Below are 15,417 nucleotides of genomic sequence, written 5' to 3'. Positions count from 1 at the left end.
GTCACCCGTCTACCGAATGGAGATCGGCTATTTATGGCTTGTTTGACGACCAAAATTAATACCCATTCAGAGCAGTATCAGGAAAACTACCGCTCTATGGCGTCGCTTGTAGATCAACTTTATACCGTGACTGCCCAAATAGAAGATGGTGGCGGTGAGAAAGCTAGAGAACATCAGCAGAAGAAAGGCAAACTTCCGGTACGTGAGCGCATTCTTGCCCTACTCGACCCTGGTTCGTCCTTTCTAGAAATTGGTCAGTTTGCTGGCTGGGATGTGTATCCTGATTACGTTCCATGTGCTGGTGTGGTCGCGGGTGTGGGTGTAATTGATGGCACCGAGTGCATGATCGTAGCCAACGACGTGACGGTAAAAGGCGGCAGTTACTACCCACTTACCGTAAAAAAGCACTTAAGAGCACAGGAAATTGCAGAAAAATGCCAACTGCCGTGTGTTTACTTAGTCGACTCTGGCGGCGCTAACCTACCCCGCCAAGATGAAGTATTTCCAGACAAAGACCATTTTGGCCGTATTTTCTATAACCAAGCTCGAATGTCAGCCAAGGGTATTCCGCAAATTGCGGTGGTCATGGGGCTATGTACCGCTGGCGGTGCTTACGTTCCTGCCATGTGTGACGTTTCCATCATCGTCAAAGAACAAGGTACGATCTTCTTAGCTGGCCCTCCTCTGGTAAAAGCAGCAACAGGCGAAGAAGTCAGCGCGGAAGATCTTGGTGGCGCAGACGTTCACTGCCGTACGTCTGGCGTAGCCGATTACTATGCTGAAAATGATCACCACGCGTTAGAACTGACAAGACAAGCTGTCTCTCAAATCAACCACTTGAAACCCGTTCAACTCAAGCAAAAAGCACCACAGGAACCACGCTTTACTGCGCAAGAGCTGTACGGCATCGTCGGAACCGATCTTAAAAAGCCGTTTGATGTCAAAGAGGTCATTGCCCGAATTGTTGATGATTCACAATTTGATGAATTTAAAGCCTTGTTCGGTGAAACCTTGGTCTGTGGCTTTGCTCATATTCACGGAATGCCGATTGGCATTGTCGCTAACAACGGTATTCTATTTTCGGAATCGGCGCAGAAAGGTGCGCATTTTATTGAGCTGTGCGCACAGCGTAAAATTCCTCTGCTTTTCTTGCAGAACATCACTGGCTTTATGGTCGGCCAAAAGTACGAAGCCGAAGGCATCGCTAAACATGGCGCGAAAATGGTAACTGCTGTTGCGTGTGCAGACGTGCCGAAGTTTACCGTGGTTATTGGTGGATCGTATGGCGCAGGAAACTACGGCATGTGTGGCCGCGCTTATGATCCAACCATGATGTGGATGTGGCCAAACGCACGTATTTCCGTAATGGGTGGAGAGCAAGCGGCTGGCGTGATGGCGCAAGTGACCCGCGATATCAAAACTCGCAAAGGCGAAAGCTGGAGCGAGGAGGAAGAAGAAGCGTTCAAACGTCCAATTGCGGAGCAATATCAGACTCAAAGCCATGCGTATTACGCCAGTGCTCGCCTGTGGGACGACGGCATTATTGATCCTGCAAAAACCCGTGATGTTGTGGGTATTGCTCTGTCTGCTGCGCTTAATGCGCCGATACCAGACAGCAAATTTGGCATCTTCCGTATGTAGTCAGATGCAAGGCAAGCCTTAACTCCTCGCTATCCACCGATGTTTATCCGAGTACTGGTTAGCGAGTATTGGAATATCAGACTGAAATGTCAGACAAAGGAAGTCACATGACCGGACTACTGCTTGAAAAAGACAGCAATGGCGTTGCCTGGTTGAGCCTGAATCGACCAGAAAAACACAACGCGTTTAATGACGAATTGATTGCCTCACTGATTGAGACACTAGAACAACTCGAAAAGGAAGATTCTCTCCGTGCACTGGTGTTAACTGCACAGGGAAAACACTTTTCTGCGGGTGCGGATCTTGGCTGGATGCAGTCAATGGCCACCAAAACCGAGAGTGAAAACCTTCAAGATGCACAGCAATTGGCGATGCTCCTGCATAAACTGGATACCTTTAGCAAGCCAACCATTGCCATGGTACATGGCGCAGTATTTGGCGGCGCACTCGGGCTTATCTGCTGCTGTGATATCGCCATCGGTACGCCTGAAAGCCGCTTCTGTTTGAGTGAAGTGAAACTCGGCTTATTGCCCGCGACCATCGGCCCCTATGTGATTCGAGCGATTGGACAACGACAAAGCCGACGCTACTTTTTAACCGCGGAACTGATTGATGCCGAGACTGCGCTTTCGATGAACATTGTTCATCAAATCGATCCCCAGCCAAAAGAGGCGGTCAATCGTATGGTTGAACACCTGCTTAATAATGGCCCACAAGCCATGCAGGCGGCGAAAGCACTTTGTTTGCGTTGTGATAACCAACCTATCGACCACTCATTAATTGAATACACCAGCCAAGCCATTGCAACCGCCCGCGTGTCCAGCGAAGGACAAGAAGGACTAAGTGCATTTTTTGAAAAGCGCGCCGCCAATTGGAGGAATCATGTTTAAAAGAATACTGATCGCAAACCGCGGTGAAATTGCCTGCCGAATCATTAAAACCGCAAAACACATGGCTATCGAAACGGTTGCTGTTTATTCCGAAGCGGATCGCAGCAGCTTACATGTAAAACAGGCGGATTTTGCCGAGTTTATTGGGCCGGCTCCGGCGAGTGAATCGTATCTTGATATCGATGCGATTATCGGCACTGCAAAAAAATGGCAAGCCGATGCTATCCACCCCGGGTATGGTTTTCTTTCCGAGAACCCAAAACTAGCCAAAGCGTGCAGCGAAAATGGCATTGTTTTTATTGGCCCTTCCACCAGCGCAATTGAAGCAATGGGTTCGAAGTCGCAAGCCAAAGCCATCATGTCTGAGGCGAACGTGCCCTTGGTTCCCGGCTATCACGGCACAGACAACAGCGTTGAGCACTTATTGGCTGAAGCAGAGAAAATCGGTTATCCAGTGATGCTTAAAGCAACCCAAGGGGGCGGCGGTAAAGGCATGCGAGTGGTCAATAGCGCAGCCGAAATGCTCTTGGCCATCGACGGTGCGCAGCGTGAAGCACTTTCAAGCTTTGGCGATAAGCAGCTTCTAATCGAAAAATGCATATTGCAGCCTCGCCACGTGGAAGTTCAGGTATTTGCTGACCAGCATGGCAACTGTGTCTATCTTTCTGATCGTGATTGTTCCATTCAGCGTCGTCATCAAAAAGTAGTCGAAGAAGCGCCAGCTCCCGGTCTTAGTGATGAACTGCGTAAACAAATGGGTAAAGCCGCGGTTCAGGCCGCTCAAGCGATCGACTATGTTGGCGCTGGCACGGTTGAGTTTTTGCTCGATAGCCGCGGTGAGTTCTACTTCATGGAGATGAATACCCGTCTGCAAGTTGAACACCCTGTCACTGAATTGATCACCGGCGTTGATTTGGTGGAGTGGCAATTAAAAGTCGCAGCAGGTGAGCATTTACCGATCTCGCAATCTGAAATCACCCACAACGGTCATTCAATCGAGCTACGAATTTACGCCGAAGATGCAGACAACGACTTTATGCCGTCGACGGGCCGCATTGATTACTTAAAAGAACCATTATCAGACAAGGATGTGCACCTAGCTTGTGTACGTGTTGATAGTGGTGTTGCTCAAGGCGATACCATCAGCGAATACTACGATCCGATGATCAGCAAACTGATCGTCTGGGGCCAAACACGTGATATCGCGCTAAAACAGCTTAAACAGGCGTTAACTCAATATCACGTACGTGGAGTAACGACAAACATTGGTTATCTGCACAGCATTATTTCGCAGCCAGCCTTTGCCAATATCGAACTTGATACCGACTTCCTGGTTAAACATCAGCAAGGCATTAGCGCGCAGCAAAATGTGTCAGATTCTATCTGGCTAGCGTTGGCAGCGGTCGCTCGCTGGAATGATCTCATTTCAAAATCAGACAGCTCAACGTTACCCGCGCCAACCAAACAAGGTTTTAGACTGTCGGTTGACAACGTTTATCGATTTAACTTCACGGATGCCAATGCCAACCATCAGGTACGTTTGCAACACTCATCGCAAGATACAGGATTTCAGCATCTTAATCACCTCAATGTCCGATGCGGCGAGGAGTTGCATCAGGTCATCCTGCTTGAAAGTGGCAACCAGTTTATCGTCGATATTGATAATGAGCGTTACACCTTTAATGCGCTTAGCGACGAACAAAAGACAACGCTGTTTTATCTTGGTCAGCAACGCACTTTCGCTCATCAACCAAGTTTTGAATCCGCAAAAGGTCAAGACGATGAACTTAGCCCAACCGCGCCACTGAACGGTGTGATATCGGCGGTCATGGTAAATAAGGGAGACAAAGTAGCGGCTGGTGATCCGTTGTTAGTGCTCGAAGCGATGAAGATGGAATACACCATTACCGCTCCGGTAGCAGCAACCGTTGATGAAGTGTTTTATCAGCACGGAGACCAAGTACAACACGGTTCCATCCTGCTGCATTTGGCTTCTACGCCAGAAAGTGGTTGTGCCGATAAGGAGCGCGAATATGCTACCAGCGAAGGTTAATATCGTCGAAGTCGGTGCTCGCGATGGCTTACAAAATGAAACGGCAGTGACGCTGGTCGATAAAATCCGTTTTATCAATCAGCTAAGCAACAGTGGTTTAAAACATATTGAAGCGGGTTCTTTCGTCTCACCTAAATGGGTGCCACAAATGGCCGACTCTGCTCAGGTGTTTGCTGGTATCACGCAAAAGCCAGATGTTGTTTACAGCGCGCTTACTCCCAACCTAGCAGGGTTAGAACGTGCGCTGGAAAGTGGTGTAAAGCAAATTGCAGTCTTTGGCTCCGCTTCTGAAGCGTTTAGCCAAAAGAACATTAACTGCAGCATTGCCGAAAGCCTCTCTCGTTTTGAGCCCGTTATCGAATTGGCGAACCAGCACAACATTCCTGTGCGCGGGTACTTGTCTTGCACTATGGTTTGTCCCTACGAGGGAGAAATAAAACCAGAGCAAGCTACCAAGGTCGCGAATGCGCTGTTTGATATGGGATGCTATGAAATATCTCTGGGCGATACTGTCGGTAAAGCAACGCCTAATCGCGTTATCACCATGCTGGATTCGCTGTTAACGCAACTGCCAAAAGACGCGCTCGCGGTACATTTTCATGACACCTATGGACAAGCTTTGGCCAATATTTACCAAGCCTTGTTAATGGGCATCAACACCATTGATAGTGCGGTTGCTGGTTTGGGCGGCTGCCCTTACGCCAAAGGTGCCAGTGGCAATGTTGCAACGGAAGATGTGCTTTATCTTTGTGAGCAACTTGGGATTGAAACGGGGATTGATCTCAACATCATCAATGAAGCGGGTTGGCAAATTTGCCATGCATTAGGTAAACGTCCGTCTTCCAAAGTAGCACTCGCTTTGGGTGACCCAAACAGCTTGTAAATTGCTCAACCCGCGATAAACAACTACAAACGAGCATGTTTAATAACATGCTCGTTTTCTTTGAGCCGATTTAATCTAACCGAAACACTAAACAGAAGCGTGCTTTTCCTCTGCAAGGGTGTGGCACCCCCACTTCGCGATCATATTAAGCAAATCACTTTTCTGAACTGGTTTTGTCAGGTAATCATCCATACCTAATGCGATACTTTTTTGTTGCTGCTCTTGCATCGCATGTGCAGAAAACGCGACGATTGGACACCAAGGAAACGCACCACTTTCCTGTAACTCACGAATGTCTTTTGTCACGCCAAAACCATCTTTGTTTGGCATAGAAATATCGGTAATCACCAAGTCCGGAGAAATCTGTTTATAAAGTTCAACGGCTTCAACACCATCTTCCGCCAACGTCAGTTTAACACCTGTGTCTTGCAACATTTTTTCAATCAATATTCGATTGATATGGCTGTCTTCTGCGACTAATAGGTGCAGGCTAGAAAAGTCAGGGTTCTCATCTGAGGAAAGTTCTCGACGCTTTTGTGTCTTAGTAGAAAACAGAGCTTGCAGTTTATGCTGCGTGACCGGTTGCGGCAATAAACGATCCCGCTCGCACGACCATGCCTGCCCTTCCTCCATCACGCAAGGTGCAAGGAACAGTACCCGTTTGGCGGCGGATTCTGTCGCATCAAGCTCATAGAGCGCATCTCTATCTTGAGCATTGTTTACACTCGCGAGGATACGATCAAAACCATCCAATTTTTTACCCAAAGACTGCGCAGTTGACCAATCGTTGGCATGAGTAACTTCAATGCCAATCTCTTGAGCTAAATGTATCAAGTGTTGCACGCGCGGTTGATAATCATCAATCAACAATAGTCGATTTGCACTCAGCTCTATCGGATCGGCAAGAAACTGACTTTGCTTAGGCAACTGCAAACTAAAGCTAAAACACGACCCTTTGCCAAAATCCGAATGCACACAAAGCTCGCCGTTGTACATGCTGATCAAACGCTTTGAGATTGCCAACCCCAAGCCTGTACCTTCATGGCGTCTTGTCGCGGAGGTATCGACCTGCTCAAACTTATCCATAATATGAGCCAATCGATCTTCGGGAATACCAATGCCCGTATCACTCACGGAAAAATCAAAACCGTGCTCACTTTCTCTGACTTTGAGTAGCACATGGCCTTCATCCGTGAATTTCACCGCATTACCGATCAAGTTAAGCAAGATTTGATTAATCCGACCTTTATCACCGACCACGACCGTATTCATGGCCAATGGCATATCAACCAACAACTTGAGGTTCTTTTTATCCGCCTGATAGGCACACAAAGCGGTGCAGCTCTCGACGAGTGAACGCAAGTCAAACTCCTCTTCAACTAACGTCAACTTGCCTGCTTCTACTTTGCTGTAGTCGAGGATGTCATTAATGATGGTCACAAGGTTGTTGGCAGATTTGTGCAGCAAGAGTAATAACTCCCTTGGCTCTCGACGGTTTTCGTTCTCAAGCAATATCTCGCTGATCCCCATGATCGCGTTCATTGGGGTGCGAATCTCATGGCTCATGTTCGCCAAAAATTCCGATTTGGCTTGCATCGCCTTTTTCGATTTATCTAAAGCAGACGACAGACGCCTCTCCATCCTGCGCCTGTCGGTGATGTCACGCTCTACCGCAATAAAACGTAACAGCCCGCCATCTTCATCAAACACAGGAGAGAGCTCCAACTCGACCCAATATGGGTGCTTCGACTTGGTATAGTTGAGTATTTCAACCCTAATAGGAGAGTGATTACGGACACTTTTTGAGAGCAATGCTACCGTATTTGGGTCTGTGTCTGGCCCTTGGAGTAACTCGCCCGGCGATTTGCCAATAACTTCTTCCAACGTATATTCGGTTAGCTGTTCAAACGCAGGGTTTACCCATGCAATAGTGCCGTCAGGGTGAGTAATGATGATGGTATCACGCGCATGTTCAGCAACCTCAGCAAGCTGCGATATTTTGGCCGATAACTGTTGCTGGGTTTGATGCTCTTGCTGAAGTTTAGTTTGCGCTTGCGCTAAAGAGCGTGACATTTGGTTAAACGCTTCGCCAACACGTGTAACTTCGTCATTGCCTGAAATCGAAATTTGCGAACCCGGACCTTGCTGTGAAACCTTGATTACCCCAGTACGAAGAAGCTCGAGCCGCTTCATCAAATAGCTACCGAGAGCATACGAAAACATGGCCACCAGCGACATTTCAATAAAGGCGATAACCAAACTTGCTTGAGTCGCAAATGAAAGAACTTGATGTACATGTTCAACATTCACACCCATTTCAACCTTACCGAAAGTCTGCTCTCCAAGAGTAATCTCTTGCGCAACATCGTAAACTCCATCGGTCACATCAAACGGTCTCACACCAGTATCAACACCGCTGTAATCCCCCTGTAGCGTCAGCTCGACGCCATCTTGGTTAACAATACGAATATAAGCCAGCTCGCGCTCACTCACGACAGAGCGAGCAAAACTGTCTAGATAGGCTAAGTCCGTCGCAATCACCGCATCTCTCGACGCCTGAGCAAATACACTCACCAAGTGTTGGCTCCCAACCTCGAGGCTAGTCTCGTTGGAACTTTCCAACCAATTAAGCCCACTAATGATGAGTACACCGAGCGCAAGGGCCTCAATAAGAGCAATGCCAAGTATCGTTTTCGAACGCAGCGTCATAGGGCAACCATTTATCTTGAGATTCCCAATTGAACAACATCTTGCCAATCTTGGTCTTGTGCAAGCTGTAACCCGTCAATGTTGAGTAAAGTAAAACTCTCCTGTGCTTTTGGATCATCATTAAGTTGCGAAATTGCCTTTCGTAAGGCAAGAGTAATCTCTTCATCGACATTATTTGAAACCGCAATAGCATGAGGCGTATAACCAGCAGTTGTATAAATGATGCTAAGTTGGTCTTTTATTTCACTCGGTAAGCTCTCAAAGGTACGCTTCACGCCACCACCAGCAATGTACAAACCTTTAAGTACCCCCAAATAGACTGAGTCGTGCGAACCGACGTATTTAGGCGTAAACTTGATGCCTTTCTGCGCCAACTCTGATTGTGTGATGATAGAAGCAGCAAATGCTCGTGGAGCAGGAAAAGCGATGGTCTTTTCTTGCAGCTCATCAAGGGAAACCGACTTCCCTCGCCTTGCTACAATAATGCCTGTGATCCGCTTATTTTTCGCTCTTGCTAACGCCGTATAACCTGGGTTTTGATTCACCAACGTAAAGTGATATGGGTTCATGTATGCAATGTCGTAGGCTCCAGCCATCAAGCGAGCTTCGAATGTGGGAATATCACGTGCCGTGGCAAACTTAATCTCAACGCCAGCAAGATCTCCCCAGCGTTGCAGTAATGGCTGCCATTGTTGCACTAGTTTGGTCGCCGACTGTTGCGGTACGACACCAAAAACAATGGAAGGTTGAGCAACGACAGAAGGTGACCATATGCATAACACCGTAAGCAACGTAAATATTCGCTTGTGAAGCCGCCAAATCAACGTCTTTAATTGGGAGTTCAACAAAATCATCTCCTTATGTTTGTCTTTCGTTAAAGATAGATAGCTATCTGAAAGATTGCGAATTATCGGATTAAATTGCCTCGTGTCTCAGATACCATTTATACTCAAATGAACACCTAAAACAGGAGCAGGTAAATGCTTATTACATTTCGTTGCCATAGCCACTCGAACGTCACTATGTTTGGCGATATTGCGATAAAGATGATCAAAATGATGGGGCATAGTGGCTCAGTACCAGGGTCAATTTCCGCTCAAGACATCCCTGATGCTCTATCTAGATTGACCTCCGCTCTCGCAGCACAAGAAGCGATAGAGAAGAACAACAGTCAAGCAATGGAAGAAGATGAGGAGCAAGAGGAACAAACGGTCAGTTTAGGACGCAGAGCATTTCCACTTATTGAGCTTTTAAAATCGGCTATTAAAGAAGAGTGTGAAGTGATGTGGGACAGCCAATAAATGCTCCAAATCAAGCTGTGGAGAGGAAAGCAACATCCAATCTATACTTTCCTCCCCTGCTAAAAGGAACTTACCCAATTCACTTCACTTCTCTATTTGAATGACTCTTAACGAGTGCTTACTCAAAACTAACCTATTGAATATAAATCAGTGATAAACATCTGATTTCATAATAAAAATCTCCTATTGACTGAAACACTCACTTATCATTGTGGCCTCAACTGCAAACCATTAATGGAATGATTGTTATGTCAGAACTGACTCGGATGCGCTCTGGAGAAACTTATAATTGCCTGGATGAAGAACTAAAGCTAATGCGCGCCAAAACTGCGCAGCTTGTCTTCCAATTTAACCACGAGCCAAACCCAGGTATCCGTAGGCAACTATTGGCGGAAATGGGCGTCCAATTAGAAAACAGCGCCTGTATGGAGCCACCGCTTCAACTTACCTACGGTTGTCACTTGTCCATCGGGGAAAACACCTACATCAACTGGGATGTCATTATTCTGGACAATGGGCAGGTTGAGATTGGCGCGAACGTCATGATTGGGCCTAGAGTGCAAATTTACACAGCCGCTCATTCACTGGATACACAAAGACGCTTAGCCGGAGATGAGATCGCCAAACCGGTAAAAATTGGCAATAACGTTTGGATTGGTGGGGGCGCAATCATACTGCCAGGCGTGAGCATTGGCGATGAGGCCGTCGTCGGCGCTGGCTCTGTCATAACCAAAGACGTTGCGCCGGGCGATCGAGTTGCCGGAAATCCGGCGCGCTCCATTAAACCAAAAAACTGAAGAAAGTCGCTATTTCGCCAAATGACAGCGAATAATGTTGGCAAGCAGCTTGAGAGCATGGACGTATTTGTCATTAAGCTCAAAAGAAGCGTTAAGACGAATACAGTGATCGTATTGTTCTGTCAGGCTGAACATCTTTCCCGGTGCGATGCTGATATTATCTTTTAGCGCTTCTCGATATATCTGCAAGGCGTCGATATGCTTGGGAAGCTCTAACCAAATAAAGTACCCGCCGCTTTGGCTTAACACTTTGACTTCTTCAGGTAACAGCTCACTAAGCTGATCCGTCATCTTACTTTTGCGTTCAAACAGCTTTTTCCGTAACTGCTTCAAATGCGATTCATAATTGCGGCTTGTTAAATAGTGCACCAATGTCATTTGCACTGGTGCACTCGTCGCTAATGTACTCATTAGCTGTAACTTTTGTACCTCTAGCGCCCGCTTTCCCGCCGCAACCCACCCAATACGTAGCCCTGCGATTAATGATTTTGAAAACGAGGAGCACAACATGGTATTGCCCATGTCATCAAACATTCTTAGTGGGTAGACCAAGTCATTCCCTGCATGCAGTTCGCTGTACACATCATCTTCAATCACTGGCACGTTATATCGCTGTGTCAGCTCAATCAGCTTTTGTTTTTTCTCGTTGGAGAGCGTAAAACCCAGAGGATTTTGGAAGTTCGACATCAGCCAACATGCTTTCACATCGTGTGTTTGCAGCGCTCGTTCCAATGAATCTAGGTCAATACCCGTGACTGGGTCTGTTCTTACTGAGAGCGCTTTCAAACCTAACCGCTCTAAGGATTGCAATGCGCCATAGAATGCAGGCGACTCCACAACCACCCAATCTCCCGGTCTTGTGCAGGCTTGCAAACTGAGCGTTAACGCCTCCAGCGCGCCTGCCGTAATGACAATTTCATCGGGTGAAATTTCAATGCCTTTCGCAGCATAACGCTTCGCGATGATGGTGCGTAATTGTTCGTTTCCCGGCGGTAAGTTATCAAAGGTGGTGGAAATCGGCATATTGCGAGCGGCTGCGCTCATCGCCCGGTTCACGTGATAGCGTGGATACAAACTTGGGTCTGGATAGGCAAAGCCAAAATTGATCATGGATGGATTTTTACTCGCCTGCAGAACATCAAAGATAAACTCATTGATGTCTACCTGCTCTGTCCACGAAACCGCGGCTGGCGCTTGGGGTTCATTTGAACTCTTAATATTGGGAGCGACTCGATAACCAGAGCGCGGCTCTGACGTCACCCAGCCTTGAGATTCCAGAATTTGATAGGCATGCAACACCGTCATCAAACTTAAACCCGAGTGTTCAGATTGGCGACGCAGCGAAGGCAGCTTGTCACCCGGATGCCATATCCCCGATTTTATCTGCCTTTTAAGCTGTTCCACTAACTCTTGATACTTCGCCACACGCGAATCCCCCTCCATAAAGCTGAATTCAAAATAATAACACTTCAATATTTAATCTGTTATAGGTTTATAGTCACTGTCTGTACCTACTTCCCTCATTCCGCTCCTTTTAAAATAGCTCTCTCATAAAACTTAAAAGATCAAAGGAAGTTTAATGTTTGGCCTCGACGCATTTATGCTTGCACGGATACAGTTCGCCTTTACGGTATCCTTTCATATTATTTTCCCCGCTATCACCATAGGTCTGGCCACCTATCTCGCCGTGCTGGAAGGCTTATGGCTAAAAACACGTAATCCCGATTACCAAAAGCTCTATCACTTCTGGTCGAAAATTTTTGCGGTTAACTTTGGGATGGGCGTTGTATCTGGCCTTGTCATGGCCTATCAATTCGGCACCAACTGGAGTGGTTTCTCCGACTTCGCTGGTTCTATCACTGGCCCATTACTGACTTATGAAGTGTTAACGGCTTTCTTTCTCGAAGCTGGATTTCTTGGCGTGATGCTGTTTGGTTGGCGTCGCGTCGGCGAAAAGCTGCACTTTTTTGCAACCTCGATGGTGGCGTTAGGCACGATCATTTCGACCTTCTGGATTCTCGCCTCCAACAGTTGGATGCAAACGCCACAAGGTTATGAAATTGTTGACGGACGCGTGGTGCCAACCGACTGGTTTGCTATCGTTTTCAATCCTTCATTTCCTTATCGTTTGGCGCACATGAGCGTCGCGGCTTTCGTCAGTTCAGCACTCTTTGTAGGCGCGTCAGCCGCTTGGCATTTATTGAGAGACAATCAATCGACTGCGGTAAAAACGATGTTTTCGATGTCGCTCGGGATCTTAGTGTTCCTTGCGCCACTCCAAGCCGTGATTGGCGATGTACACGGGTTAAACACTCTCGAACACCAGCCCGCCAAAATCGCTGCCATCGAAGGACATTGGGATAACAGAGATGGCAAACCAACCCCATTGATATTGTTCGGCATGCCAAACATGGAACAAGAACGCACAGACTATGCCTTAGAAATTCCTGTTCTAGGAAGTTTGATCCTACGCCACAGTTTAACTGAGCCAATCCCAGCGCTGAAAGACTTCCCGAAAGAGGAACGACCGAACTCACCTATCGTCTTTTGGTCATTTCGAATCATGGTCGGGCTAGGACTTCTGATGATTTTTCAAAGCTTCTACAGCATGTGGTTACGAAAAAAGAACACGCTTTATACCTCGCGTTGGTTCCTCAAGTTTTCATTATTTATGGGGCCATCTGGTCTTATCGCAATACTCGCTGGCTGGTTTACGACAGAGGTTGGTCGGCAACCTTGGGTCGTGTATGGCGTACAAAAAACGCGTGATGCGGTTTCTGCACACGGAGACCTACAAATGAGCATCAGCCTGCTGTGTTTCCTTGTTGTATACAGCTTGGTATTTGGTTTTGGTTATTACTACATGATCCACCAAATCAAGAAAGGCCCCGATGCAATCGAACACGATGAGCACGACATGACGACCGTTTCGGGCCGCATCTAGAATTTGTCACAAAGTTAAGGTAGATAATATGCATTTTGATTTATCCGTGATTTGGTTCGCGATCATCGTTTTTGCCACTTTGATGTACATCATCATGGATGGCTTCGATTTAGGTATTGGAATACTGATGCCCTTCATCAAGGATGAAAAACAAAAAGACGTCATGGTCAACAGTGTCGCGCCTGTTTGGGACGGTAACGAAACTTGGATTGTACTTGGAGGCGCATCTCTATTTGGCGCTTTTCCGATGGCTTACGCGGTAATTATTGAAGCGCTAACCATCCCTTTGACGTTGATGTTGATTGCTTTGATCTTTCGTGGCGTAGCATTTGAGTTTCGCTTTAAAGCATTGGAAAACCACTTAAAGTTCTGGGACCGCTCTTTTATGGTCGGCTCTATTTTAACCACGTTTTTCCAAGGCATCGTTGTCGGCGCGGTAATTCAGGGCTTTGCGGTGGAAAACCGCGTTTTCGTAGGTAGCCAACTAGACTGGCTCACCCCTTTTCCCATCTTTTGTGGTTTGGGTTTAGTCGCAACGTACGCGCTGCTTGGTAGCACATGGCTCATCATGAAAACGGAAGGTGCACTGCAAAACACGATGTACCGCTTCACTAACAAAACACTACTGGCGATGATCTCCGCATTAGTCATTGTGAGCGCTTGGACCCCACTTGCTTACCCTTCCATTGCGGAAAGGTGGTTTTCTCTGCCTAATTTGTTCTACTTATTGCCCGTACCTGTCATTACTGGGCTGGTATGTTTGAAGATTGCCGACTCCGTTAAAAAGCGAAAAGAGCGCAGCCCTTTCGTGATGGCATTGGTGATCGTGATTCTCGGGTTCGCTGGGCTTGGCATCAGTATCTGGCCAAATATCATTCCTCCTAGCATATCAATATGGGAAGCAGCGGCTCCTGCAAGCAGTCAGCGCTTTATGCTCGTTGGAGCGGTGATCATCATCCCGATCATTCTGGCTTACACCTTTTGGAGTTATTACGTCTTCTCCGGAAAAGTGAAAGAAGACGTAGCGTACCATTAACGAGTTGGCAAGGAGTCAGTATGAAAATCAAAAATTGGTGTCGCCAGTGGGCGTGGATGGTTGGGATCTGGGCGGCCAGTGTACTCGCTCTGGGGTTCGTATCAATGCTGTTTCGCGTCATGATGACCGCTGCAGGGTTAAAATCTTAGCTCGGCACTTTTTAGTCAATAAAAAATGGATGCCTCTAGATCTTGTGTAAGAGCTAGAGGCGTTTACATTCAAGTCCGAATTTTCACGTGTGCAGACAATACGATAGTAGATTCAGAACCGCGAGCCACTTCAAAATAGCCACCAGCGCGAGATAGCTGGCGAGCCATCAGTTTTTCTTTGCCCAGCTTTTCAAACCAATAAGGTGCCAATGAGCACTGAGCCGAACCTGTGGCAAGATCTTCTGAAATACCGATTTTAGGTGCAAAGTAACGCAGCACATAGCCACTATCAGAGCTTTGAGCCGTCACGATGACTGCATGAAACTCATCAATTTTAATCAGCTCATCAAAGTTAGGCTTATAGTGAGCAACATCATCTTCGGATTCGAGAACAACAACCAAATCACGCGTTGTAAAAGCATCTACGGGGCGATTTGAGAAGCCTGAAATATCCAAGGGGATGGAATGAGGCTTAGCTTGCCAACTTGGCATCACGATCTTGTACATTCCATCCAGTTCAGTAACGGTAACATGACCATACTGACTTTGTAGAATGACCTCGTTCTTATGATAGTTGGAAATGATTGCAGCGCCTGCGCCCAAACTTCCGTGTCCGCATAGGTTGATCTCTCCTTCTAGGCTAAACCAGCGAATGTGGTAGTCGCTGCCAGACTGAACCACAAATGATGTGACAGGTTGAGCGACCTGATGAGTGATTTGAAGTAACTCAGAATCACTCAGCCAGTGATTTAGTTCGACAACACCACAAGGGTTACCTTGAGCCAACTCATCACAAAATACATCATATATTTGCGCTTTAATCATCCACCATCCTTGCGGTTTAACGCCGTTATGCATCTATCTTGGCTAGTTCAACCGTAAAACCCATGTTTTGTAACCGTCTACTGTGATGACGCAGGTTTACTTTTGAAAAAAATGGCAAGTGCACTTCACCTTTCTTCTTGTTTCTTAGGGTTGATTATATCGGCCTCTTCGTAGCCTTCTTTGATCAAA

The 15,417-nt window shown here is 46.9% G+C and carries 13 protein-coding genes and 1 pseudogene; 9 read left to right on the top strand and 5 right to left on the bottom strand.

What is annotated here, in order from left to right:
* Positions 1 to 33: 33 nt before the first annotated feature.
* From CBX98_RS17220 to CBX98_RS17205, 4 genes are all read left to right on the top strand, one after another.
* Positions 34 to 1,641, top strand: coding sequence for a carboxyl transferase domain-containing protein (locus tag CBX98_RS17220; RefSeq protein ID WP_109169852.1), 1,608 nt, complete (start codon positions 34 to 36; stop codon positions 1,639 to 1,641).
* A gap of 107 nt (positions 1,642 to 1,748) precedes the next feature.
* Positions 1,749 to 2,531: an enoyl-CoA hydratase-related protein gene (locus tag CBX98_RS17215; RefSeq protein ID WP_172605984.1), complete on the top strand. Its 783-nt coding sequence runs from the start codon at positions 1,749 to 1,751 to the stop codon at positions 2,529 to 2,531.
* Entirely contained in the window at positions 2,524 to 4,584 is a 2,061-nt protein-coding gene (locus CBX98_RS17210) for an acetyl/propionyl/methylcrotonyl-CoA carboxylase subunit alpha (protein WP_172605983.1), read from the top strand. Before CBX98_RS17215 ends, CBX98_RS17210 begins: the two co-directional genes overlap by 8 nt.
* Complete coding sequence (locus CBX98_RS17205; protein WP_172605982.1) at positions 4,565 to 5,467, top strand: hydroxymethylglutaryl-CoA lyase; 903 nt, start codon at positions 4,565 to 4,567, stop codon at positions 5,465 to 5,467. The genes CBX98_RS17210 and CBX98_RS17205 overlap by 20 nt, the downstream gene beginning before the upstream one ends.
* A gap of 87 nt (positions 5,468 to 5,554) precedes the next feature.
* On the opposite strand, the gene CBX98_RS17200 is transcribed toward CBX98_RS17205, so the two are convergent.
* The gene (locus CBX98_RS17200; protein WP_109169848.1) at positions 5,555 to 8,176 is read right to left on the bottom strand and encodes an ATP-binding protein; all 2,622 of its coding nucleotides are present in this window, start codon (positions 8,174 to 8,176) and stop codon (positions 5,555 to 5,557) included.
* Between the two features lie 11 nt (positions 8,177 to 8,187).
* Positions 8,188 to 9,024: a phosphate/phosphite/phosphonate ABC transporter substrate-binding protein gene (locus CBX98_RS17195; RefSeq protein WP_172605981.1), complete on the bottom strand. Its 837-nt coding sequence runs from the start codon at positions 9,022 to 9,024 to the stop codon at positions 8,188 to 8,190.
* Between the two features lie 132 nt (positions 9,025 to 9,156).
* Here CBX98_RS17195 and CBX98_RS17190 point away from each other — a divergent pair, with 132 nt between their 5' ends.
* Positions 9,157 to 9,477 (top strand): DUF1840 domain-containing protein, encoded by a 321-nt coding sequence (locus CBX98_RS17190; protein WP_005392576.1) that lies wholly within the window; start codon positions 9,157 to 9,159, stop codon positions 9,475 to 9,477.
* Between the two features lie 248 nt (positions 9,478 to 9,725).
* A complete protein-coding gene (locus tag CBX98_RS17185) occupies positions 9,726 to 10,274 on the top strand; it encodes a sugar O-acetyltransferase (RefSeq protein WP_109169846.1) in 549 nt (182 codons plus the stop codon).
* A 9-nt stretch (positions 10,275 to 10,283) separates the two neighbouring features.
* Here the strand turns inward: CBX98_RS17185 and CBX98_RS17180 are convergent, their stop codons facing one another.
* Complete coding sequence (locus tag CBX98_RS17180) at positions 10,284 to 11,717, bottom strand: PLP-dependent aminotransferase family protein (protein ID WP_172605995.1); 1,434 nt, start codon at positions 11,715 to 11,717, stop codon at positions 10,284 to 10,286.
* A 136-nt stretch (positions 11,718 to 11,853) separates the two neighbouring features.
* On the opposite strand from CBX98_RS17180, the gene CBX98_RS17175 reads away from it, so the two are divergent.
* The 3 genes from CBX98_RS17175 to CBX98_RS17165 are packed head-to-tail and all read left to right on the top strand — an operon-like array spanning position 11,854 to position 14,403.
* Entirely contained in the window at positions 11,854 to 13,218 is a 1,365-nt protein-coding gene (locus CBX98_RS17175; RefSeq protein WP_109169844.1) for a cytochrome ubiquinol oxidase subunit I, read from the top strand.
* A gap of 28 nt (positions 13,219 to 13,246) precedes the next feature.
* The gene (gene cydB, locus CBX98_RS17170) at positions 13,247 to 14,254 is read left to right on the top strand and encodes a cytochrome d ubiquinol oxidase subunit II (RefSeq protein ID WP_109169843.1); all 1,008 of its coding nucleotides are present in this window, start codon (positions 13,247 to 13,249) and stop codon (positions 14,252 to 14,254) included.
* A 20-nt stretch (positions 14,255 to 14,274) separates the two neighbouring features.
* Entirely contained in the window at positions 14,275 to 14,403 is a 129-nt protein-coding gene (locus tag CBX98_RS17165) for a DUF2474 domain-containing protein (RefSeq protein WP_015313385.1), read from the top strand.
* A gap of 69 nt (positions 14,404 to 14,472) precedes the next feature.
* Here the strand turns inward: CBX98_RS17165 and CBX98_RS17160 are convergent, their stop codons facing one another.
* Entirely contained in the window at positions 14,473 to 15,228 is a 756-nt protein-coding gene (locus tag CBX98_RS17160) for a PhzF family phenazine biosynthesis protein (protein ID WP_109169842.1), read from the bottom strand.
* Positions 15,229 to 15,253: 25 nt separating this feature from the next.
* Positions 15,254 to 15,361 (bottom strand): annotated as a pseudogene (locus tag CBX98_RS17155) (TIGR04141 family sporadically distributed protein); the annotation flags it as partial.
* Positions 15,362 to 15,417: the final 56 nt, after the last annotated feature.

The sequence above is a fragment of the Vibrio sp. T9 genome, assembly GCF_003123985.1.
Taxonomy (GTDB): Bacteria; Pseudomonadota; Gammaproteobacteria; order Enterobacterales; family Vibrionaceae; genus Vibrio; species Vibrio diabolicus.
The sequence above is the reverse complement of the archived record's forward strand: the minus strand, read 5'-3'. Positions and strand labels throughout refer to the sequence as shown.

Coding starts and splice junctions, on each gene's coding strand:
- CBX98_RS17220 (WP_109169852.1), top strand. CDS start 34: ATGGCTTGTTTGACGACCAAAATTAATACCCATTCAGAGCAGTATCAG.
- CBX98_RS17215 (WP_172605984.1), top strand. CDS start 1,749: ATGACCGGACTACTGCTTGAAAAAGACAGCAATGGCGTTGCCTGGTTG.
- CBX98_RS17210 (WP_172605983.1), top strand. CDS start 2,524: ATGTTTAAAAGAATACTGATCGCAAACCGCGGTGAAATTGCCTGCCGA.
- CBX98_RS17205 (WP_172605982.1), top strand. CDS start 4,565: ATGCTACCAGCGAAGGTTAATATCGTCGAAGTCGGTGCTCGCGATGGC.
- CBX98_RS17200 (WP_109169848.1), bottom strand. CDS start 8,176: ATGACGCTGCGTTCGAAAACGATACTTGGCATTGCTCTTATTGAGGCC.
- CBX98_RS17190 (WP_005392576.1), top strand. CDS start 9,157: ATGCTTATTACATTTCGTTGCCATAGCCACTCGAACGTCACTATGTTT.
- CBX98_RS17185 (WP_109169846.1), top strand. CDS start 9,726: ATGTCAGAACTGACTCGGATGCGCTCTGGAGAAACTTATAATTGCCTG.
- CBX98_RS17180 (WP_172605995.1), bottom strand. CDS start 11,717: ATGGAGGGGGATTCGCGTGTGGCGAAGTATCAAGAGTTAGTGGAACAG.
- CBX98_RS17175 (WP_109169844.1), top strand. CDS start 11,854: ATGTTTGGCCTCGACGCATTTATGCTTGCACGGATACAGTTCGCCTTT.
- cydB (WP_109169843.1), top strand. CDS start 13,247: ATGCATTTTGATTTATCCGTGATTTGGTTCGCGATCATCGTTTTTGCC.
- CBX98_RS17165 (WP_015313385.1), top strand. CDS start 14,275: ATGAAAATCAAAAATTGGTGTCGCCAGTGGGCGTGGATGGTTGGGATC.
- CBX98_RS17160 (WP_109169842.1), bottom strand. CDS start 15,228: ATGATTAAAGCGCAAATATATGATGTATTTTGTGATGAGTTGGCTCAA.